At 41.6% G+C, this 18,365-nt stretch carries 20 protein-coding genes and 3 pseudogenes; 10 read left to right on the forward strand and 13 right to left on the reverse strand.

Going from position 1 to position 18,365, the window contains the following annotated elements:
* Positions 1-162: 162 nt before the first annotated feature.
* Both fumC and BLP85_RS08405 read right to left on the reverse strand, forming a co-directional pair.
* Entirely contained in the window at positions 163-1,557 is a 1,395-nt protein-coding gene (gene fumC / locus BLP85_RS08400; protein WP_092819662.1) for a class II fumarate hydratase, read from the reverse strand.
* Between the two features lie 132 nt (positions 1,558-1,689).
* Positions 1,690-2,697 (reverse strand): SDR family NAD(P)-dependent oxidoreductase, encoded by a 1,008-nt coding sequence (locus tag BLP85_RS08405; RefSeq protein WP_092819663.1) that lies wholly within the window; start codon positions 2,695-2,697, stop codon positions 1,690-1,692.
* Positions 2,698-3,092: 395 nt separating this feature from the next.
* Between BLP85_RS08405 and BLP85_RS08410 the strand changes: the two genes are divergently transcribed.
* Together BLP85_RS08410 and BLP85_RS08415 are read left to right on the forward strand one after the other, a co-directional pair.
* Positions 3,093-3,437 (forward strand): hypothetical protein, encoded by a 345-nt coding sequence (locus BLP85_RS08410; protein WP_092819664.1) that lies wholly within the window; start codon positions 3,093-3,095, stop codon positions 3,435-3,437.
* A gap of 209 nt (positions 3,438-3,646) precedes the next feature.
* Positions 3,647-4,785, forward strand: a protein-coding gene (locus BLP85_RS08415; protein WP_092819665.1) for an IS3 family transposase whose coding sequence is annotated in 2 segments (ribosomal slippage) — positions 3,647-3,905 and positions 3,905-4,785 — 1,140 coding nt in all. Because the reading frame shifts where the segments join, the coding sequence is not laid out codon by codon here.
* A gap of 886 nt (positions 4,786-5,671) precedes the next feature.
* Here the strand turns inward: BLP85_RS08415 and BLP85_RS08425 are convergent.
* Complete coding sequence (locus BLP85_RS08425) at positions 5,672-6,748, reverse strand: SDR family oxidoreductase (RefSeq protein ID WP_092819667.1); 1,077 nt, start codon at positions 6,746-6,748, stop codon at positions 5,672-5,674.
* 101 nt (positions 6,749-6,849) lie between these two features.
* Between BLP85_RS08425 and BLP85_RS08430 the strand changes: the two genes are divergently transcribed.
* Together BLP85_RS08430 and BLP85_RS08435 are read left to right on the forward strand one after the other, a co-directional pair.
* Positions 6,850-7,230, forward strand: a complete 381-nt coding sequence (locus BLP85_RS08430; protein WP_092819668.1) for a MerR family transcriptional regulator — start codon at positions 6,850-6,852, stop codon at positions 7,228-7,230.
* Between the two features lie 85 nt (positions 7,231-7,315).
* Positions 7,316-7,577, forward strand: a pseudogene (locus BLP85_RS08435) (transposase); the annotation flags it as partial.
* 36 nt (positions 7,578-7,613) lie between these two features.
* Here BLP85_RS08435 and BLP85_RS15155 read toward each other — a convergent pair.
* Positions 7,614-7,799 (reverse strand): annotated as a pseudogene (locus tag BLP85_RS15155) (site-specific integrase); the annotation flags it as partial.
* A gap of 264 nt (positions 7,800-8,063) precedes the next feature.
* On the opposite strand from BLP85_RS15155, the gene tusD reads away from it, so the two are divergent.
* The 4 genes from tusD to BLP85_RS08460 are packed head-to-tail and all read left to right on the forward strand — an operon-like array spanning position 8,064 to position 9,455.
* The gene (gene tusD, locus BLP85_RS08445) at positions 8,064-8,432 is read left to right on the forward strand and encodes a sulfurtransferase complex subunit TusD (RefSeq protein ID WP_092819669.1); all 369 of its coding nucleotides are present in this window, start codon (positions 8,064-8,066) and stop codon (positions 8,430-8,432) included.
* Between the two features lie 42 nt (positions 8,433-8,474).
* Positions 8,475-8,825 (forward strand): hypothetical protein, encoded by a 351-nt coding sequence (locus BLP85_RS08450; protein ID WP_092819670.1) that lies wholly within the window; start codon positions 8,475-8,477, stop codon positions 8,823-8,825.
* A 20-nt stretch (positions 8,826-8,845) separates the two neighbouring features.
* The gene (locus BLP85_RS08455; RefSeq protein ID WP_092819671.1) at positions 8,846-9,130 is read left to right on the forward strand and encodes a DsrH/TusB family sulfur metabolism protein; all 285 of its coding nucleotides are present in this window, start codon (positions 8,846-8,848) and stop codon (positions 9,128-9,130) included.
* A 13-nt stretch (positions 9,131-9,143) separates the two neighbouring features.
* A complete protein-coding gene (locus tag BLP85_RS08460; protein ID WP_092819672.1) occupies positions 9,144-9,455 on the forward strand; it encodes a TusE/DsrC/DsvC family sulfur relay protein in 312 nt (103 codons plus the stop codon).
* Between the two features lie 17 nt (positions 9,456-9,472).
* Here the strand turns inward: BLP85_RS08460 and BLP85_RS08465 are convergent, their stop codons facing one another.
* Positions 9,473-9,955 (reverse strand): winged helix-turn-helix transcriptional regulator, encoded by a 483-nt coding sequence (locus tag BLP85_RS08465; RefSeq protein ID WP_092819673.1) that lies wholly within the window; start codon positions 9,953-9,955, stop codon positions 9,473-9,475.
* A 171-nt stretch (positions 9,956-10,126) separates the two neighbouring features.
* Positions 10,127-11,026 carry a LysR family transcriptional regulator gene (locus tag BLP85_RS08470; RefSeq protein ID WP_092819674.1) on the reverse strand — a complete coding sequence of 300 codons (900 nt, stop codon included), beginning with the start codon at positions 11,024-11,026 and terminating at the stop codon, positions 10,127-10,129.
* Positions 11,027-11,122: 96 nt separating this feature from the next.
* Between BLP85_RS08470 and BLP85_RS08475 the strand changes: the two genes are divergently transcribed.
* Together BLP85_RS08475 and BLP85_RS08480 are read left to right on the forward strand one after the other, a co-directional pair.
* Positions 11,123-11,557 (forward strand): CidA/LrgA family protein, encoded by a 435-nt coding sequence (locus tag BLP85_RS08475; protein ID WP_092819675.1) that lies wholly within the window; start codon positions 11,123-11,125, stop codon positions 11,555-11,557.
* Position 11,558: 1 nt separating this feature from the next.
* Positions 11,559-12,251 (forward strand): LrgB family protein, encoded by a 693-nt coding sequence (locus BLP85_RS08480; protein ID WP_092819676.1) that lies wholly within the window; start codon positions 11,559-11,561, stop codon positions 12,249-12,251.
* A 68-nt stretch (positions 12,252-12,319) separates the two neighbouring features.
* Here BLP85_RS08480 and BLP85_RS08485 read toward each other — a convergent pair whose 3' ends face one another.
* The 7 genes and pseudogenes from BLP85_RS08485 to ybaK all read right to left on the reverse strand — a co-directional run bounded on the left by BLP85_RS08485 (position 12,320) and on the right by ybaK (position 18,041).
* Positions 12,320-13,069, reverse strand: a complete 750-nt coding sequence (locus BLP85_RS08485; RefSeq protein WP_092819677.1) for an adenosylcobinamide-GDP ribazoletransferase — start codon at positions 13,067-13,069, stop codon at positions 12,320-12,322.
* Entirely contained in the window at positions 13,066-13,674 is a 609-nt protein-coding gene (locus BLP85_RS08490; RefSeq protein ID WP_092819678.1) for a histidine phosphatase family protein, read from the reverse strand. Before BLP85_RS08490 ends, BLP85_RS08485 begins: the two co-directional genes overlap by 4 nt.
* Positions 13,675-13,701: 27 nt before the next feature.
* On the reverse strand, positions 13,702-14,754 hold the full coding sequence (cobT, locus tag BLP85_RS08495) for a nicotinate-nucleotide--dimethylbenzimidazole phosphoribosyltransferase (protein WP_092819679.1): 1,053 nt from the start codon (positions 14,752-14,754) through the stop codon (positions 13,702-13,704).
* Positions 14,754-15,272, reverse strand: coding sequence for a bifunctional adenosylcobinamide kinase/adenosylcobinamide-phosphate guanylyltransferase (gene cobU / locus BLP85_RS08500; protein ID WP_092819680.1), 519 nt, complete (start codon positions 15,270-15,272; stop codon positions 14,754-14,756). Before cobU ends, cobT begins: the two co-directional genes overlap by 1 nt.
* Positions 15,269-15,898, reverse strand: coding sequence for a 2'-5' RNA ligase family protein (locus tag BLP85_RS08505; protein WP_409449182.1), 630 nt, complete (start codon positions 15,896-15,898; stop codon positions 15,269-15,271). The genes cobU and BLP85_RS08505 overlap by 4 nt, the downstream gene beginning before the upstream one ends.
* A gap of 212 nt (positions 15,899-16,110) precedes the next feature.
* Positions 16,111-17,329, reverse strand: a pseudogene (locus BLP85_RS08510) (MFS transporter).
* A gap of 244 nt (positions 17,330-17,573) precedes the next feature.
* A complete protein-coding gene (ybaK, locus tag BLP85_RS08515) occupies positions 17,574-18,041 on the reverse strand; it encodes a Cys-tRNA(Pro) deacylase (RefSeq protein ID WP_092819682.1) in 468 nt (155 codons plus the stop codon).
* Positions 18,042-18,365 lie beyond the last annotated feature (324 nt).

Raw genomic sequence — 18,365 nt, forward strand, 5'->3', positions numbered from 1 at the left:
CAGTGCTTTAAAATCAAGCGCAAGAGAAAAATAAAGAGGATGTGCACAATTATGAAAGAAGTCTAATCATCGGCAGTTAATTTCTTCCTATATTGTACGGATATCTACCCTGGAAAAAACACTGATGAGCAATTGATGATAGCTGTTCTCGCCTTTAGATGCCTATTTCACATTAGGAGACACCATATTTTCAGGAATCACCACGGCATCGAACTGTTCCGCAGTAACCAGATTCAATTCGACCGCAACCTGCTTTAAGGTTTTACCTTCCTTATAAGCTGTTTTGGCGACTTTCGCAGCATTTTCATAACCAATCACCGGATTTAAAGCGGTGACTAGCATGAGTGAATTATGCAGGAAATGATCTATCTTTTCCCGGTTTGGCTCAATGCCAACGGCGCAATGATCATTGAAGCTGTTACATGCATCGCCCAACAGTTGAATTGATTGCAACAGGTTAAAGGCAATGACCGGCATAAACACATTCAGCTCAAAGTTGCCCGAAGCTCCAGCGACATTAATAGTCGTGTCATTCCCCAGCACCTGTGCCACCACCATGGTCATGGCTTCACTTTGGGTCGGATTGACCTTGCCCGGCATAATGCTTGAACCCGGCTCATTTTCAGGAATACGGATTTCGCCAAACCCACAGCGCGGACCACTTGCCAGCCAGCGAATATCATTGGCAATTTTATTTAAACTTGCTGCCAACGTTTTTAAGGCTCCAGAGGCAAATACTGCAGCGTCCCGGGCCGCCAAAGCTTCGAATTTATTCGGAGCCGTCACAAATGGCAAACCGGTTAAATTGGCCAGTTGTGCTGCTGCTTTAACCGCATATTCAGGATGAGCATTTAAACCGGTTCCAACTGCTGTTCCCCCCAAAGGCAATTCATACAAACCCAGTAAGGCATAATGCAGACGTTTTAAGGCATGATCCAGTTGTGATACATAGCCACTAAATTCCTGACCCAGCGTTAAGGGCGTTGCATCCTGTAAATGGGTACGGCCAATTTTCACAATATCTGAAAATGCTTTAGATTTAGCCTCTAGAGTATCGCGTAAACGTTGTACCGCAGGAATCAGCAGTTCATTGATTTGCAGGCTTGCTGCCACATGAATGGCTGTCGGGAAAGAATCATTGGTCGATTGCGCACGATTCACATGGTCATTCGGATGTACTGGCTTTTGCGAACCTAAAGGATTGCCCAGTTTCTGGTTGGCAATATTGGCAATCACTTCGTTGCAGTTCATATTGCTTTGCGTACCCGAACCGGTTTGCCATACCACCAGCGGAAACTGGCTATCCCACTTCCCGGCAATCACCTCTTCTGCTGCACCCACAATATAATGTGACAGCTCATGCGGAATTTGATCTAACTCGGCATTGGTAATAGCCGCGGCTTTTTTGACCAGCCCCATCGCCCGAATCATCGGTCGTGGTAAACGTTCCTGGCCAATTTTAAAGTTTTGCAAACTACGCTGCGTTTGCGCACCCCACATTGCTTCACTTGGAACTTCTACCTCTCCCATAGTGTCATGTTCAATACGTGTTTGCATTTTCAACCTCATATCCATATCGTTTTATGATTTAAGCCAATTCAATTGTTTTGACATATTTAATGATCTTAATCAAACACCCTATAGATGTAAATGATAATTATTTTCATATATTTTAAAATTCATCTTGGTTTAATTTCCCTTAAGCGTTTGCTGATAAAAACGCCACGCATCCTCAATAATTTGAGTAATGCTGCGTTTAGGTTGCCATTTTAAAATTTCATGGGCTTTTCCTGAGGTCGCCCCCACCTGATCAAGTTCAGCATAGGCATAAAACGGCGCATCAACAGTTTTCATTTCTACCCGGGTGACTTTTGAAATTTCACTGAGCAAGGCACGAATAGATATATTCTGCCCGGCAATATTAAAAGCATCACAGGTATAAGGCTGAGTCCTTAACCATTGTAGAGTCGCAAAAATGGCATCACAGCAATCCAATACATGCAGAAAGCTGCGTTCCACGGTACGATCTAACGTCTGTGCCTGCTGGCGCAGTTCAATATACTCACGTTTCCTCGCCGCAACCTGTAAAGCCAATGGAATAATGTTTTTCGGCAATGGCGCCACAAACTCCCCCAGCACGCCATGTTCAAATGCACCGGCAATATTGCACAGCCTTAAAATGGCAATTTTCCATTCACTGTCTGTCAAAGCAGTATCGCGGATGATTTCTTCAATCATCTGTTGCGACTTCACGTAGGGATTGGGATAAGAATAGTTAAAAGCAAGATCTTCGGTCAGGATTAAACTTGACTGGCCGTAAACAGCTAAACTGGATAAGTGAATTAAGGTCCGAATGCCGGTACGCTGCATTGCGCGCAGCAGACTCATGATACAGCTGACATTATCGTTATAATATTCTAGCGGTTTAAGTACAGATTCTTCTATCGATTTAAATCCGGCGGTATGAATGACCGCTTCAACAGAATATTGTTCAAAAACTTTATTTAAGGCCGGGGTATTTCGAATATCAATTTTGACAAAAGGCACATACATGCCGGAAATATATTCTAGGCGTTCTAAGGTTTGTAAAGTTGCATTGGATAAATTGTCGACAATGATGACTTCTTGTCCATGAGCCATCAGGCTTAACGCAATATGTGAGCCTATAAAGCCTAAACCACCAGTCACTAAAATCATTGTTTAGATACTCCTTATAATAATCAGTACCTTGCAATTTATTGGTGAAATTTTGGTATTCACAACAACTTATCTACAGATATTAAAAGCAAAAAACCGACTTAAAATTCTCTTGCGTCGGCTAATCTGCAAGAGCACTATATCGCCATTTTAAAGGTTTGGAATAATGCATGTGTTACAGTTATGGCTATGAAATGTATTTTATTTACGACAAGAAATAACCACCTAATTATCTTGTAAAAGACCGAACCACCATTGTAAACAGCTGAAAGAAATAAAAATGAAAACATGGATGTACTTTTATATCGAGTACACGGTAAATAATGGGGAATTTTTTGCAAGGAACATGGTTGGGCTTTGGGACTGAAAAGTAATTTTAGGGTTTTGAGCAAGGTGTGGAGTTAAGTAGATTTAAAACTATCACATTTAGTTTTATTGTAAGCTTATCAATAGCATTTACCTTTCTAATGGTTACGTTTTGCATATTTGTATATTCAGGACCTCATACTATAAAAGATGCTCTAAACACTACTGGTAGTTATTTTGGAGCGGCTGCCACATTGGGTGCATCTTTTATTGCAGCCTATCTTTTGAATGACTGGCGAGAAGAAGTAGATTTTCAATCAGCTAAAGATTTTGCATTTCCAATATTAGAACTTTTAGTTTCAATCAGATTTGAGCTGAGATGGTTACTAGAAATACTGATCAATTTAAGACATGTAGAAAATTTCGCTTTTTGAATACCAGTTATATTAATTATGTATGCTTTAGCCCTAAAAAAGATATTTTTAAACCAGCTCCAAATATCAAACACTTAAACAAATGTAGTTTTTAAAAAAAATATAGATTGAATAGCCACCAAAATTCTAGACACACATAACCATCTTTTGGACTGCCACCACTCTCCTAGACAAATTTCGTCTATTCTTTTTGCATAGGAGAGAACCTTATGAGTGGACAAAGATATACCCCAGAATTTAAAGATGAAGCTGTTAAATTGATTACCGAACGTGGATATTCTGTCACTGATGTAGCAGAACGTTTAGGCGTATCACAGCACAGCATTTATAAATGGCTAAAGGCCGTACAGCCTTTACGCAACAACCCTGATGAACATGAACTACTCGAAGCAAAGAAAGAAATCCTACGTCTTAAAAGTCAGCTTAAACAGACTGAAGAGGAACGGGATATTCTAAAAAAGGCCGCAAGGTACTTTGCAAGCCTGCCCGAGTAAAGTATCAGTTTATCCTGGAATACAGCCATCAATTTAAGATTAAAACGATGTGTCGGGTCCTTAAGATCGCTCGTGCTGGTTACTATGCCTGGTTGCATGAACCCGAATCAGGCAGGACTATTGAAGATAAGCGGTTATTACAGCTCATCCGTTCTTCTTATGATGCCAGCTATGGCATCTATGGTTATCGTCGCATTACGCTAGATCTAAAAGAATTGGGTGAAAGCTGCGGGCCCAATCGTGTGCTGAAGATCATGAAGAACAATGGTATTGCCGCTGTTCGAGGATATAAGAAACATAAAAGCTATGGTCGTGGTCGTCCTCAGATTGTGCTACCTAACCATTTAAATCGAGAGTTTATTGTAAACACACCTGATACTTCTTGGGTGACTGATATAACTTACATTCGCACATGGCAAGGCTGGTTATATCTGGCTGTGGTTCTTGATTTATATTCGAGAAAAGTCATCGGTTGGTCAATGAAACCTACGCTTGCCAAGGATATCGTTTTGGATGCACTTCTTATGGCGGTATGGCGACGTAGGCCAAATGAACCTGTGATCATACACTCTGACCAAGGCTCCCAATACAGCAGTAGAGACTGGCAGAAATTCTGTCAGAAACATAACTTAATACCCAGCATGAGCCGTAGAGGAAACTGTTGGGATAATGCCGTTGCTGAATCCTTTTTTAGCAGCTTAAAGAAGGAAAGAATTAAAAAGAGGATCTACAAAACACGAGAAATGGCTCGTGCAGATGTGTTTGATTACATCGAGATGTTTTACAATCGAATCAGGCGTCATTCGCATCTCGATGGGATGAGTCCAGAAGCCTTTGAGGCAGCTTCAAAATGAGGCTGTCTCGTGTCTAGGATACTGGGAGCAGTCCAGATATTTACGAAGAATAGGAATCCCTAGAGAATCATATTGGTCAAATCAGAGTTGATATTGCCAAGATCCTCAGAAAATATGAATTATTATGATAAATTTATTTAAATTAGCAACTTATAAAAAAATAAAACATATCAGAAACCCTATCAAACTTATGAAAGCTTAGGAATAATAAAACCTGTAGATATGATTTATAACTTAAAATCAAAACTTTCTATTGAAGTTGATGTTTATACTTTCATTCAATCCAATAAAAAAATTACTCAATATAAAAACCTTGAGGAAATGATCCAAGAAACAGTAGAAATTATTAATAAAATTGAAACATTCCTTTTAGCAAATCATTTAACAATAAAAGATTAATTATAGACCTCAATTGAGAAATTTAATAACACCAATGCAGATTCTTAATCCTTACTAATCCAGTTTAAGAGTTGATGTCAATATATTTCCTATTAGACATAAGCACTACCCTGCATAATATAAAATACCAAGTTTTGGTGATATTCAAATCATAATATTCTCTATTAAATCAAACAACTATTTAATTAGTTAGATTAAATATTCTTTATTTTATTTTTAAGGCAATATTATGTTCGGTTCAAAACGCAATTTTCTCGCAATCTTAATGATTCTATCTCCTTTTGTATCTGTCTCAGCATGGGCAATGCCCATTCTCCACAATCTGGATTTTGCAACAGAATCCACAAATATAAAAACTGAAAATTCCAAAAAAAGTAATGATGAATTCAATAAAACTGATGTTAAAAAAATCTAAATAAGCAAGAGGAAGGTATTTCATATTGTTTGAAATGCCTTCTTAGCGGCTCACTTAAGGACTTGTGCTTTTTCAGGATGGTCGGCTAACCCATGTCGCTGTCTTTACTATTTTGCTTCTGATATCGGTATTTGGAATATTCCAATGTTGATTCAATGTGATAAACCGCTTCAAATCAAGCTGCTCGGTTCTAAGGAAATTCAGCATTTCCGTAGACATATCCAGTTTTCGCGCTAACCATTGCCATTTTAAAATCGGCTGAAGTAATTTTAGTGAAATAAAGTGGCGCGGCGCCTTGACCTGCAGATGCTGTGCAATTATCTGAATCAATTCCGGAAAGGAAACTTGCTCTGGATTTGCCACTAGAATTTCCTGCTGATGCGTACATGGATCTTGGGCAGCATGAATTATAGCCTCAACCAACATCGTCACCGAAACTAATGGTAACGAGTGCTGCCGCGTTCCAGGAATAGCCGTCATTTTTCCTTGTTTCACTTGCCGGATTAGATGTGCAATCGGTTGATGAGATGGAATCTCTCCGGTTGTTTCATCACCAATAACAGTGGCTGGGTGGATAACTGTCCATGGGATATTATGCTGATTGGCATGTTTAATCCAAGTGAAATGCCCTTGTATTTTAGACGCTTCATACGCCCCCAATCTGGCATAGACCTGTGGCCAATCAGTCTGCCCAATATGCTCGCGATAAATACCCGCTGCCTGTAAGTGCGCATCCAAAGTCAGCATATAGCCTGACAGATGTACTGCCCGTTCTAATTGACAATGCCTGCTGACACAGGCCAGCAATCGTTCAAGCCCATTAACATTGACTGCCTTAGCCTGCTGCATCGTTAAGTGCCATGCAAATAAGGCGCTGGTATTATAAAGATAATTGACCGTTTTGAGCTGCAGCCAGTCCTGCTTAGACAGCCCTAAGTTGGGCAGGGTAATATCGCCCTGAATGAAATTTAACTGTTGATGTATAATGCCCTGCTGTGTCAGCCATTGCTGAAGCTGTGGAGCTTGCTGATCGAGATTGCGGCATAAGGCAAATACCTGAACATTATCTCTAAGCAGGCGTGCTATGAGAAATTTACCGATAAAGCCTGTTGCGCCTACTACGAGGGCTGTCTGATTTGAAATGTGCATAAATGTGTAATCAGTCGAATTGTTCATACTTAAGCTAAAGTATGGAGTACACTCTATGGTCAAGCAGTTTTTAAAAAATTAATCCTAAAGGGACTTTACACATGCTGATTGGTGAATTATCACAACAGATGAATATGAGCCGGGATACCATCCGTTTTTATGAAAAAATGCAGCTGATCCACCCTCTGGTTCGCAATAACGGCTATAAGGATTATCCTGAACAAACGCTGCAGCAGCTGCAGCTAATACAGGTTGCGAAAAATCTGGGATTTACTCTTGCTGAGATTAGGCAGATTATCCATTTGGCGAATGAAAGTGAAATTCCTGCCGAACAGTTTCAAGCAATTCTGCAGGATAAGCTCAATACAGTTCGGGAGAAGATTGAGCAATTGCAGCAGATGCAGACGATGCTGGAAAACCTGATGGAGAGAGAACCTTGCCCATTCAAAAAAGGCTGTGATGTGATTTACGATTCACTTTGATGATTGATTAAAAAATCATTTATAAAAGAACGGCTGTGTTTCACAAATCTATCGCTAAGGGCTTATTCAGCAATATAATTCTCAAATGAATAAGCCTACGCCTAAAATCTTTCGTACCTCTAACTGGCAAATGTACAATCAATCTCTGATGAATCGAGGAAATCTCTCGATCTGGTTTGATGCCAATACTCAATGGTAGGTACAAGTAAAAGATAAACACGGACAAAATCAAACCTATTCCGATGCGGGTAGGCTATTTAAGGCTGTCTTATAATTAAGTCTCTATTTCGACTCTCTTTACGAATGGTCACTTCACTGGCTCTGTTCAGAGCCTCATTAAACTTTATTGATTAGATTGGACAGCACCAGACTACACGACCAAAAAATGGATATGCTGGCTTAATTCCCTGCTCAAGATTAGCCTTACCTGTTTTAAGTTCTAGTCGCTTGATTGATGCCCAGTGCTCACATTCTTTTGCTGTATTTCTGGTTACTGAGTATCGTTTGTTTTCAGAAGTGAACGTGATACGCCAACCTGCCCCACATTGTATGGGTTTTGGAAGTTTCATTTTTTGGTGCAGATTGGCTTTTATTCTATAGATAATATAGTCAAAGGAAATACAGGGAATTTCGTGCAGATAAAAACCAGGTTTTATGACTTTTAATTTTTACTCACCATAATAACACATTGTTTTTAAATGATTATTTTTAAAATAATTTTAACATCCGATGCTGAATTCTTTAGATACAACATAAAATCATTGTATACTACCCTTTTCTTATGAAGTTTGGATGCATCAATATTGGATTGGGCATTCTTCAAGTGAATTTCGATGAGTACCTTATTACTAATTACCTCCGCTCCGACCTCGATCTATGCCTGGCATTCCTTGGGTCTGGCTCAGGCCTTGCACGCTAAAAACCGGGCATTTCGCGTGTTTTTTTATCAGGACGGTGTCGCTGTAGCGAATGCCTTGCAATGGGTTCCAGACGATCAGCGTAACCTGACTGAAGAATGGCAAAAACTGGCAATTCGCTTACCGGTATGTGTGAGTGCTGCTTTGGCGCGTGGCATTAGCGATGAGGAAAATGCCAAACGACATCAAATTAGCCAACACAATCTTGCGCAAGGCTTTGAACTGGTTGGTCTGGGTGAACTTGCCGATGCAGTGCAATCCACACAACGTCTGATTCAATTCTAAGACGATATTTTTGGTATTTGTGGCTTTTAAAAGGTAAATTGTGTGAAATCTGTACTCGTTATTCTGACCCAAGCCAATCTGGCCAACTTGCAGGTGCATGAAAGCCTGTCTGCCACCATGGTACTGGCAACTTTTGGTTGTGAAGTAAAAGTTTTACTTCAAGATGCCGCCTTAAGTTTACTCAATGCCGAACTGCAATTCGAGCAGCTTAAACATGCCTTTAAAGTGGCATCCAACATGGTCGATAGCTTTGAATTTTATGACCTTAGCCCGATTTTGGTCGAAAACAGACATCAACATTCACACTTTGTAGCCAATGCTCAACAGGAGATTGAATTTGTTGAGTTAAATCCTGATTTCATTCAAAGTTTTGATTTTGTGCTGTACTGGTAAAGTTGAAGAGTTAACTGATTATGTCGAATAAAAGCTTATATTTGGTGCAAAGTACTTTTTCAGCGACCCCGAATGTTTTGAGCAAATTGCAACAGCTTTACAGCCCTGAAGATACGGTTGTGATGATGGGTGAATCGGTCTTGCAACTACAGCATCCTTTTCTGCAAGCATTGAACAAGGTCTATGTACTGGACACCGATGCGGAAATTCTGGCAGGACAAACCACCGAAAATTTAAAGCTGATTTCTTATGCAGAATTTGCAGATCTCTGCCTGGACCATAGCCGCTGTATTCGCTTGAACTAATTTGAGATTAATGATGAATTTAGAACTCGATCAAGATGGTCACCTCGTCGATTACACCATTTGGAATGAAGCAGTGGCTCAAGAATTAGCCAATACGCTGGAGCTGCAACTTACAGCGTGGCATTTTGAGATTTTACATGCCGTACGCCAGTTTTACCAACAGTTTGGGCATTCACCGGCAACACGCCCGCTGATCAAGTTCCTGATGAAAACTGTTAGTGCCGAGATTAATAATGCCGTCTTGCAAGAGCAATTTAATACCGGTCTGGTGGCACGCCATTTAAGCCGTCTGGCCGGTATTCCAAAACCGCCGAATTGCCTATAAATTCTGAAGCTCAAGATTCAGGACGATATTTTGTGCCGTTCCAGATAGTCGTAATAATCTTGCGTCAATTCGGCTTTAACCTGCTTGGCATGTAGGGTTTCATGGCATTCGGAACACACCAGTCGCGGGGTAATTTTATGACCACAGCTTTTATGCATATATTGCATGGGCTGTCCTAAACCTTCATTCATCCACTGATCTGCCCAATGCGCCATAGACATTAAAATTGGATAAAGTGCTAGACCTTTTTCAGTAAGATGATATTCGTAGCGTTCTTGACGCTCCACATAAGGCATTTTTTTCAATATGCCATGTTCGACCAGACGCTTTAAACGTTCTGACAATACATGCCGGGTGATGCCTAAATTCTGTTGAAAGGATTCAAAACGGCGCGTGCCCAAAAAGGCATTGCGCAAAATCAATAATGTCCAGCGATCACCAATCACCGATAAGGTTCTGGCAATTGAACATGGTTGCGTTCCAATCTCATCCCATTTCATAAAAAATCATCAACAAAAGTTAGCTCAGAAAAGTTACCGTATTCCTGTGAAGATGAAAAGACATGTAATCTGAATCTGTATAAAGTTTAGTTCAAATTTCCAGATTTAACCTGTAGCCAGAGCATATTTTTAGTGCCCTTTCCTTACCAAACATCTTGTTTAAAATATTGTTTAAAAATGAATTTCATCCTGATTTTCCTCAATAATTTTTAACCATGCTCGCGTGGCTGGATTCATGGCAACAGTGGTATTCCAGGCCATGCTCAGCGTCCAGTTCAGATGAGGGCTTTCCAGCAGGCTGATGTTATATTTTTTCTGATCCAGCTGTTCACAATAAATTTTGGGTAATAAAGCAATCCCGACATCCGATTCGACCATTTTGGCAATAAAGTCCCATTGGCTACTTTTGCAGACCACATGCGGTTCAAAACCGGCGTAATTCGCTGCCTGAATAATCACATTGTTTAAACTGAAGGAATCATCATAAAGTAAAAAAGACTCTTCTTTTAATTCAATCAATTTTACGGTTTGTCGGCTCTTCCACTGGGTTTCTTTTCGAGAAAGCAGACATAAGGGCGAATCCATAATCGGGATACCGCTCAGCACAGGTTTTAAATGCCCCAGTAAAATGCCCACATCGACTTTTTTCGCCAAAATGGCCTCTTCAATTGCAGCGGCACCGACTTCCAGAAAACTTAATTCGATATGTGGATATTGCTTGTGAAACTTGGCAATTAAACTACTCAGTAAAACTGAACCTAATGGCGGTAAACCCAAGGTCAATTTGCCCTGTTTGAGCTGGCGGATTTTAGCCACCGTTTCAAAAATACGCTGTTGCTGTTCCAGTATGCCCAAAGCATGCTGGTACACCTGTTCACCGGTATAGGTTAAGGCAACCTCACGCTTACGCCCGGCATCTCCCTTATGAAATAAAGCCACCCCAATTTCCTGTTCCAGGTGATGTATGGCCTTACTGATGGTGGGTTGGGTCAGGCACATCTCCTCAGCAGTTCGGGTAAAACTTTGCAATTGCACAATTTTAACGAACATGGTCAGACTCTTGATATCCACCTATCATTCCATTTAAGCATAATCTTTTTTTTATTATTCATAATATGAGCACAGGGTCAAATTTAAAATAACTTCAAGTTTTTATATTTGCTGATTATGTCTACTTCCTCACGATCTTCTAAACCAATTTATATTGCCCAGGTTGTGCTACAGCTTAGCCTGCTGATCCTCATCTGGTGGCTTTCCTCACTCATTCAACAAGCGCTTGATTTACCGGTTTCTGCTGGGGTTATTGGCCTGTTACTGGTGTTCATGGCTTTGCTGAGCGGCCTGTTTAAACTGCAATGGATTAAAACCGGTTCAGATTTTATTCTCGGTGAACTGGTGCTGTTATTTATTCCCTGTGTGGTTGGCATCATTAAATATAAAGACCTGCTTTTAACTCAAGGCTGGCAACTGATTTTATCGGTGGTCATCGGCACTTTCTGCGTGATGCTGGCTACCGCCTATAGCGTATATTTCGGCTTTAAACTGGAAGACCGTTTAAAGCATAAATCACAATCCCGACACCTGTTAGAACAGGGGAAATAACATGAACCTGACTGCGTTTATATGTTTTATCGGGACACTCATCTGTTATGTACTGGCTAAAAAACTGCATAAAAAATATCCCTATATGCTATTAGCACCGGGTATTTTTGTGCCCTTTATCCTGATGATATTGATGCTGGCCTTCAATATTTCCTACGACACCTATATGCTGGAAAATCAGTGGCTGATCTGGATGTTGGGACCTGCGACCATTGCCTTTGCCATTCCGATTTATGAATATCGTCAAGTGATTAAGGCACATGCATTGTCAATTGGTTTAGGCATTGTGGTGGGCATGATTGTCGGGGTGATCAGCGCATTTTATCTGGCAAGAGTATTTCATTTTGACCAGGCCACGTCTTACAGTTTAATGGCCCGTTCCATTTCGACGCCCTTTGCCATGGAACTTACTTCCCATATAGGCGGTTCGGTTGAACTGGTGATTTTATTTACCATGATTACCGGAATTGCCGGCGTAGCCATGGGCGATCTGCTTCTACTGGCACTTAAACTCAATTCACGTTTTGCTCAGGGTGCATCTTTTGGTAATGCAGCGCATGGGTTTGGGACCAGTAAAGCGTTTATGCGTCATCGTGAGGAAGGCGTGGTCGCATGCTTGACCATGGTTCTTTCAGGCGTGTTTATGGTGCTGCTTGGACCCGCAATTGTTTCCATGGTCGTCACTTATTTATAAATGACAATGCCCATGATACGGAAGTGATGCTGTCGAGATGATCAGGCTGCTCACTTCCCATTTTCAAATCATGTGAGGGTTAAATAAAAACTCGCTACAACGAAGCCCAAAAAACTCACCGCCTCGCAAATTTCAATACTTGCCCCTACCGTATCACCGGTAATACCACCAATACGCTGGATAAATTTGTGTCTTAAATACAGCAGGCTAGCTGTCATCACTATGGCACTCATGATGCCAGCCCATCCCCAATATACCGATGCAAGCAAACTTAATGCACATACAATAAGGGCGGCAGTTTTCGGAATACATTCTGCAATTGCAGACCCTAAACCTTTTTCGCGCACATAATGGGTGGTTAAAAATAAAAATAACGGCGCTAAACGACCCAATAGCGGAAATAAAATCAGGGCTGAATATAAGTGCTGCTGCAATAATATATACAGCGCAGACCATTTCAGCAGGCACAGAATAATCAAGCTGAGCACGCCAATAGGGCCACAGCTCGGATCTTTCATGATGGCCAAGGTACGTTCAGGATCACCAAATCCCCCCACCCAGGCATCGGCAGTATCGGCCAGACCATCCAGATGCAAGCCACCTGTCAGCCAGATCCACGCCACTAAAATTACACTGCTTAATAAAATGATGGGCAGAGCATGTAAAAGATTTGCAAGTGCAAACAAGATGAATCCAATGAGTAAACCGACCACTGGATAAAACAGCAATGATTGACCATTTTGCTGTTTAGTTGGCATCTGTTTTAATTGAACCGGAAATGTGGTTAAGAATTGCAGCGCAATAAAAAATGGTGTCATCCGGATTGCTCCACATATTCAAGGCTTAAATCATCATGCAAAATAAAATGATTCAACTGCCCCAGTTCAGCAGACATTTTTAAAATATTATCTAGGGGTTGCTGTAATGCCAGACATTTTAACAGTTTAATCACCCCGCCATGCGTCACGACCATGGCATGGCTCAAGTGACTTTGCTGCATGGAACCTTGGATCTGTCGCATTGCATTTAATATACGCTGCTGAAACTGCTGCATGGTTTCTGCATTGGGTGGACTAAATCGGGTTGGCGTTTCCCAGAACTGCGCCAATACCTCCGGCTGCTTTTCATAGATCTCTTGAGTCGAAACCGCTTCCCAATCGCCAAAATGCATTTCCTGTAAATTGGTATCTTGGATTAGCTCCAGCTGTAACTGCTTTGCAATTTCATCTGCAAATAAAGCACAGCGCTGCAAAGGTGAACTAAACACAATATCCCAGGGGTTAGGTGAATTATTTTTTAAGAACTGATCTACCGTGTGGCGCATTTGTTGCCAGCCTGAATCCGTCAGGGCATCATCAGTCGATCCACGCAAAGTATGGCTCAGCTCTGTCTCGCCATGACGCAGTAGATCAATCCTGTACATCTTAAATCACCTTTAAATCCAGGTAGATTAAACTTTTTCACCCGTCACGGCGGCTTCGGCAAAAGTCGCCATATTGTTATGCAGGCTACAGGCTAACTTGATGATTCCTAAAGCTGCACCGGCACCACTGCCTTCTCCCAGGCGTAAATTCAGCTTCAGCAACGGATTGGCATTCAGTTCCTGCAATAAACGCTGATGCCCATATTCAGCCGATTGGTGACCAAACAGCATCCATTCACGTACGGCCGGATTTAAGCGTACGGCTACCAATGCAGATGCCGTAGTAATAAAGCCATCGACCACCATAGGCAAACCCAGCTGTGCGCAGCGAATATAAGCACCGACCATTGCAGCCACTTCCAGTCCACCTACTGCGCATAGAGCCTTGAAAGTATCCTGACCGACATATTGCTGATGTAAAGCCAAAGCCTGATTAATCACATTTTTTTTGTGATTGAGCTGTTCTTCACGAATGCCGGTACCCACGCCGGTCAATTGCTCGGCAGGCTCATTCAGCAAGAAACAGGCAACGGCTGAAGCAGAACAGGTATTGCCAATGCCCATTTCCCCAGCCACATAAATAGAAGCCCCAGACGCAACGGCTTGCTCTACACTTTTTGCTCCCAGCAGCATGGCTTCAGCACATTGCGCTTCGGTCATGGCCGGTTGTTTGGCGAAGTTGGCCGTACCCGGGATAATGCAATGTCGTTCTACTCCTGCATATTCATAGGCATCTCCAACAGAACCACAGTCAATGACTTGCAGTTTGGCATTGTATTCTTTGGCAATCACGCTAATGCACGCACCGCCACCGGTAAAATTTTGCAGCATCTGCCGGGTTACCGCTTGCGGATAGGCTGAAATGTTTTCTTCCATCACCCCATGGTCACCGGCAAAAATGGTAATCCACGGTTTATCAATGTTCGGGCGCGGAGTGTTTTGCAAACTGGCCAGTTGAATCGCTACATTTTCCAGTTCGGAAAGTGAACCGGTCGGTTTGGTGAGCTGTAATTGACGCTCTGCAGCCTGTAGTCTGGCTTCTGCACTTGGCGTTTTACACGCATCTAACCACCAGTTCATTATTTCTCTCCTTTTAAAATCATTGGAAAACCAGCCACACAAAAAACCACCTTGTCGGCAATCTGGCCAAGTTGCTGATGCAACCGTCCGGATTCATCCACAAACTTACGGCTGATCTCACCCATGGGAACAACGCCCAATCCGGTTTCATTGCTTACCAGAATGATTTGTGATTGTAAGCCTGGCAGCACATCGAGTAATTTTTGACATTCGGTGGCTTGCAGAGTTTTATCTTCATGCATCAATAGATTGCTCATCCATAGGGTCAGGCAATCGACCAAGATCAACTGATTGGCTGCATCAATTTGCTGTAATCGCTCCGCCAGTAAGTAAGGTTCTTCAACCAGCTGCCAATCGGCAGGACGCTGCATCTGATGATGGGCAATTCGCTGCTGCATTTCTGTGTCTAAAGCCTGGGCCGTTGCAATGTAAGTTACAGCCAGGCCTGAATCTTGGGCAGTTTGTTCTGCCAGACGACTTTTGCCAGAACGGGCGCCGCCTAAAATGAGTTGGATCATGCATCACCCAAAATAAATTGATGGTACGGTGTTAATGGCCCCTGCAACGTTTGTGCATGATAGGTTCCAAATGTTAATTGCCGGTTCTGAAATTCAAATTGCTGCTGTGAAATATGTTGCATGCGCTCAAAAACTGCATCACTATTGATAGTATCTTTATATAAACCCAAAGTGATATGCGGACAATATTGTAAGGGTGCAACCTCTTCTGAACAGGCATATAACTGTTGACGGATCTCGGCCAGGCTTCCTTCAATATCCTCAATTTCAATAAAAAGTGCACTTTCAAAACTATTTAAGCGTCCGGACTTCAGTTTAAATGAAGATCTTTGTTGCGGCCTTAAAATTTCAATCTGCTGCTGTAATTGCTGATGGCTAAAATCGTCATCCCAAACCTGTGGGTGGGCAGTCAAAAATCCGCAAATAAATAAGGTGATATGAAACTGGCGCGTATTTGGCGCGTACAGCAAGTCGGAAAAGTGCTGACGAAGATGATGTAAATAATGCAGCAATTCGGGCTGCTGTATTTCCAGATACCAGAGTGAATAATCCGTGCGCCCTTTATGCCACTCAGGATAGTCCTGTGCAAGCGTAGGCACGACCGGCATAGAGGGTTTCAGAAACACGTAAAATTCACATTAAATTCAATTACGTTATTTAACCATGAATTTGATGCAATTGATTAAAGTATTGGTTTAACAATATTCAGCCTGTGCTGAAATTTATTCAGCTCTTTCAGCACCTTCTACTGCGAACGGCTATTTTTTACAGACCAATAGCCCTATATATTCCTCTCTTCGAGATCAGCCCGATAAATTTTTAGCCATCTGTTATATTCTCATGATTCAATGATATTTTTCTTTTCCTGCAGCAATACTTGCATTGAAAAATAGATCATTAAACCCAGCATTAAGCACAGCAAAAAATAATAGGGATAACTTTTATGCCACTGATACAGGCCGGTGCTCACTATCGGGCCTAAAACAAAACTTAAGGCTTGGGTTGCAGTACACCAGCTGGCAACCTTGGCTTGCAGGGTTTTCGGTGCATTTTGTGCCGCTCCGGTGGTAAAAGCAGGAATTTGGCATGCCACTGCAATTCCATAAAGAATATAACTGTACTGAAAAATACGGATATGCTCGGTCAGTACAGAAATGAGCAGTCCTGCGGTCATGCACAGCAGGCCCACCCATAACAGGCGATAAACGGACCATTGCAGATACTTAGAAATCAGGCTTTGATAATCACTAAGGCAATACCGACAATTAAAGAACACTGGGAAAAGTACACGGCACTTTGTGCAATGCTCATGTGAAAATGATCCTGTATATAAAAACCAGCCGTCAGATTCACTGTCACAATTGCCAAATAGAGACTAAAACCAAGCAGCAGCCAGACAAAACATTGCTGCATGGAAAAGTCCAAATCGCGACGGGTTTCCAAAGCTCAGGGTCCTGCTTTGAAGATTGCAATGAGCTGTTTCGCTCATATCCAAACACAATCACCAGACTAATTAAGCTTAAAATGATAATCGCAGCCCATAAAGGCGCCAAGATGCCCCATGCCAATAGTAAAGTTGTTAAAAAAGGCCCGACGATTACCCCTACACTATTTAAGGCACCAAATGTTGACATGGTCTGGCTGCGTTGCTGTTCATTGGTATAACGGGTCATCACATAGGTTTGTAGCGCAATTTGCGGCATAGCCATAAATCCCCCTGTTCCTGCACGCTCCGCCATGAGCAAGCCAAACAGACTGATTAACGAGACCTGAACCCACAGGCCATAAAACAGCACGACAGTAAAAATGCCCCAGGTCATGGTCATACCCATAAAGCCAAGACTAAGCAACTGGTATATCGAAAATTTATTTTGATTTTTAGAAATATAAATTGCCGCAATCGCCATCAGTAAGGCCCCACCCGATACCATGGCACCGCCTTGCAATTCCGACAGCTTTAATTGGCGAACCCGAGGTGCCAGCAAAGGTAAAATCATTGAAAAACTTGCCCCATTGGCTAGACTTGCTGCAATAAAGATTTTGTTATTTTTATCCATTGTTTATTTTTAATTCCTAATACAGGTCTACATTTACAAGCAATTAGAGGCAATCTATGCGGGTGTTTTTAAGATGTGATAGTACCTTTCAGATCAGAGCCTTGGCCATAAGTTCAGTATGGGTAAACAAAACCCTATTTAATCGCATCTTGCTGGGCTTTGTCAGTACCGCCAATCGCCAAAACTTGCACAAAAAAAGCCCTAAATTTCTTTAGGGCTAATCAGAATCACTTCATTTGATATTTTAGCAATCCAGCACATCTGCAAACTGTGCACTCAAAATCTGCGCTAAATCTTGCGGTTTCAGGCCAATATCCAGGCCTCTTTTTCCACCGCTGACATATATTTTTGGCAAGTCTTGTGCCGTAGCATCGATCACTGTTTTTAAGCGTTTCTTCTGTCCAACCGGGCTAATTCCTCCGACCAGATAGCCAGTCAAGCGTTCCGCATTTTTCGGATCGGCCATTTGCAGTTTTTTACAGCCGACTGCTGCCGCGACTTTCTTTAAATTCAATTGGTGATTTACCGGTAATACCGCGACAAAATAGTTCTTGTCATCCGTCACCAACAGCGTTTTAAAAACTTCTTCAACACTCAAACCGAGTTTTTCGGCTGCTTCCAGACCAAAACTTTTGGCATTGGCATCATGTTCATATTCGTGAATAGAGAATTCAATTTTATTGGATTTTAAAATTTTGCAAGCAGGGGTCATTTCTTCGATGATATTAAAAACAGGTTAAATAAATTATAGGCTTTTTAAAAGTGAATGTTTAGCATACTTAGGCTATTTTAAGTTCATGATTAAATTTCATCAGTTTATGAAAATTGAAAATTTTCTCAGGATATGTATGTTAAAAGTCAGATGATGGATATGGCTAAACCCTAAACAAATGCCTGCTGCTATACCTATTCCACTTTCAAGCAAACCCAGCATTTTTTACAAGCCTTTATTGTGATACTTGATATCTGGCTTCTTTTAATGGGAGAACGGATTTTCCCCAGCTAAGCTGCTATAGCGAGATGCCTAGGCTTAAAT

Origin of the sequence: Acinetobacter kookii, assembly GCF_900096895.1 — a bacterium.
Taxonomy (GTDB): domain Bacteria; phylum Pseudomonadota; class Gammaproteobacteria; order Pseudomonadales; family Moraxellaceae; genus Acinetobacter; species Acinetobacter kookii.

Excerpts from the sequence above, each read along its gene's own strand:
- cobU (WP_092819680.1), bottom strand. The coding sequence starts at position 15,272 with ATGATCCAACTCATTTTAGGCGGCGCCCGTTCTGGCAAAAGTCGTCTG.
- cobT (WP_092819679.1), bottom strand. The coding sequence starts at position 14,754 with ATGAACTGGTGGTTAGATGCGTGTAAAACGCCAAGTGCAGAAGCCAGA.
- BLP85_RS08405 (WP_092819663.1), bottom strand. The coding sequence starts at position 2,697 with ATGATTTTAGTGACTGGTGGTTTAGGCTTTATAGGCTCACATATTGCG.
- BLP85_RS08460 (WP_092819672.1), top strand. The coding sequence starts at position 9,144 with ATGAATTTAGAACTCGATCAAGATGGTCACCTCGTCGATTACACCATT.
- BLP85_RS08425 (WP_092819667.1), bottom strand. The coding sequence starts at position 6,748 with ATGCACATTTCAAATCAGACAGCCCTCGTAGTAGGCGCAACAGGCTTT.
- BLP85_RS08465 (WP_092819673.1), bottom strand. The coding sequence starts at position 9,955 with ATGAAATGGGATGAGATTGGAACGCAACCATGTTCAATTGCCAGAACC.
- BLP85_RS08480 (WP_092819676.1), top strand. The coding sequence starts at position 11,559 with ATGAACCTGACTGCGTTTATATGTTTTATCGGGACACTCATCTGTTAT.
- BLP85_RS08475 (WP_092819675.1), top strand. The coding sequence starts at position 11,123 with ATGTCTACTTCCTCACGATCTTCTAAACCAATTTATATTGCCCAGGTT.
- BLP85_RS08455 (WP_092819671.1), top strand. The coding sequence starts at position 8,846 with ATGTCGAATAAAAGCTTATATTTGGTGCAAAGTACTTTTTCAGCGACC.
- fumC (WP_092819662.1), bottom strand. The coding sequence starts at position 1,557 with ATGCAAACACGTATTGAACATGACACTATGGGAGAGGTAGAAGTTCCA.
- BLP85_RS08485 (WP_092819677.1), bottom strand. The coding sequence starts at position 13,069 with ATGACACCATTTTTTATTGCGCTGCAATTCTTAACCACATTTCCGGTT.
- BLP85_RS08490 (WP_092819678.1), bottom strand. The coding sequence starts at position 13,674 with ATGTACAGGATTGATCTACTGCGTCATGGCGAGACAGAGCTGAGCCAT.
- tusD (WP_092819669.1), top strand. The coding sequence starts at position 8,064 with ATGAGTACCTTATTACTAATTACCTCCGCTCCGACCTCGATCTATGCC.
- ybaK (WP_092819682.1), bottom strand. The coding sequence starts at position 18,041 with ATGACCCCTGCTTGCAAAATTTTAAAATCCAATAAAATTGAATTCTCT.
- BLP85_RS08430 (WP_092819668.1), top strand. The coding sequence starts at position 6,850 with ATGCTGATTGGTGAATTATCACAACAGATGAATATGAGCCGGGATACC.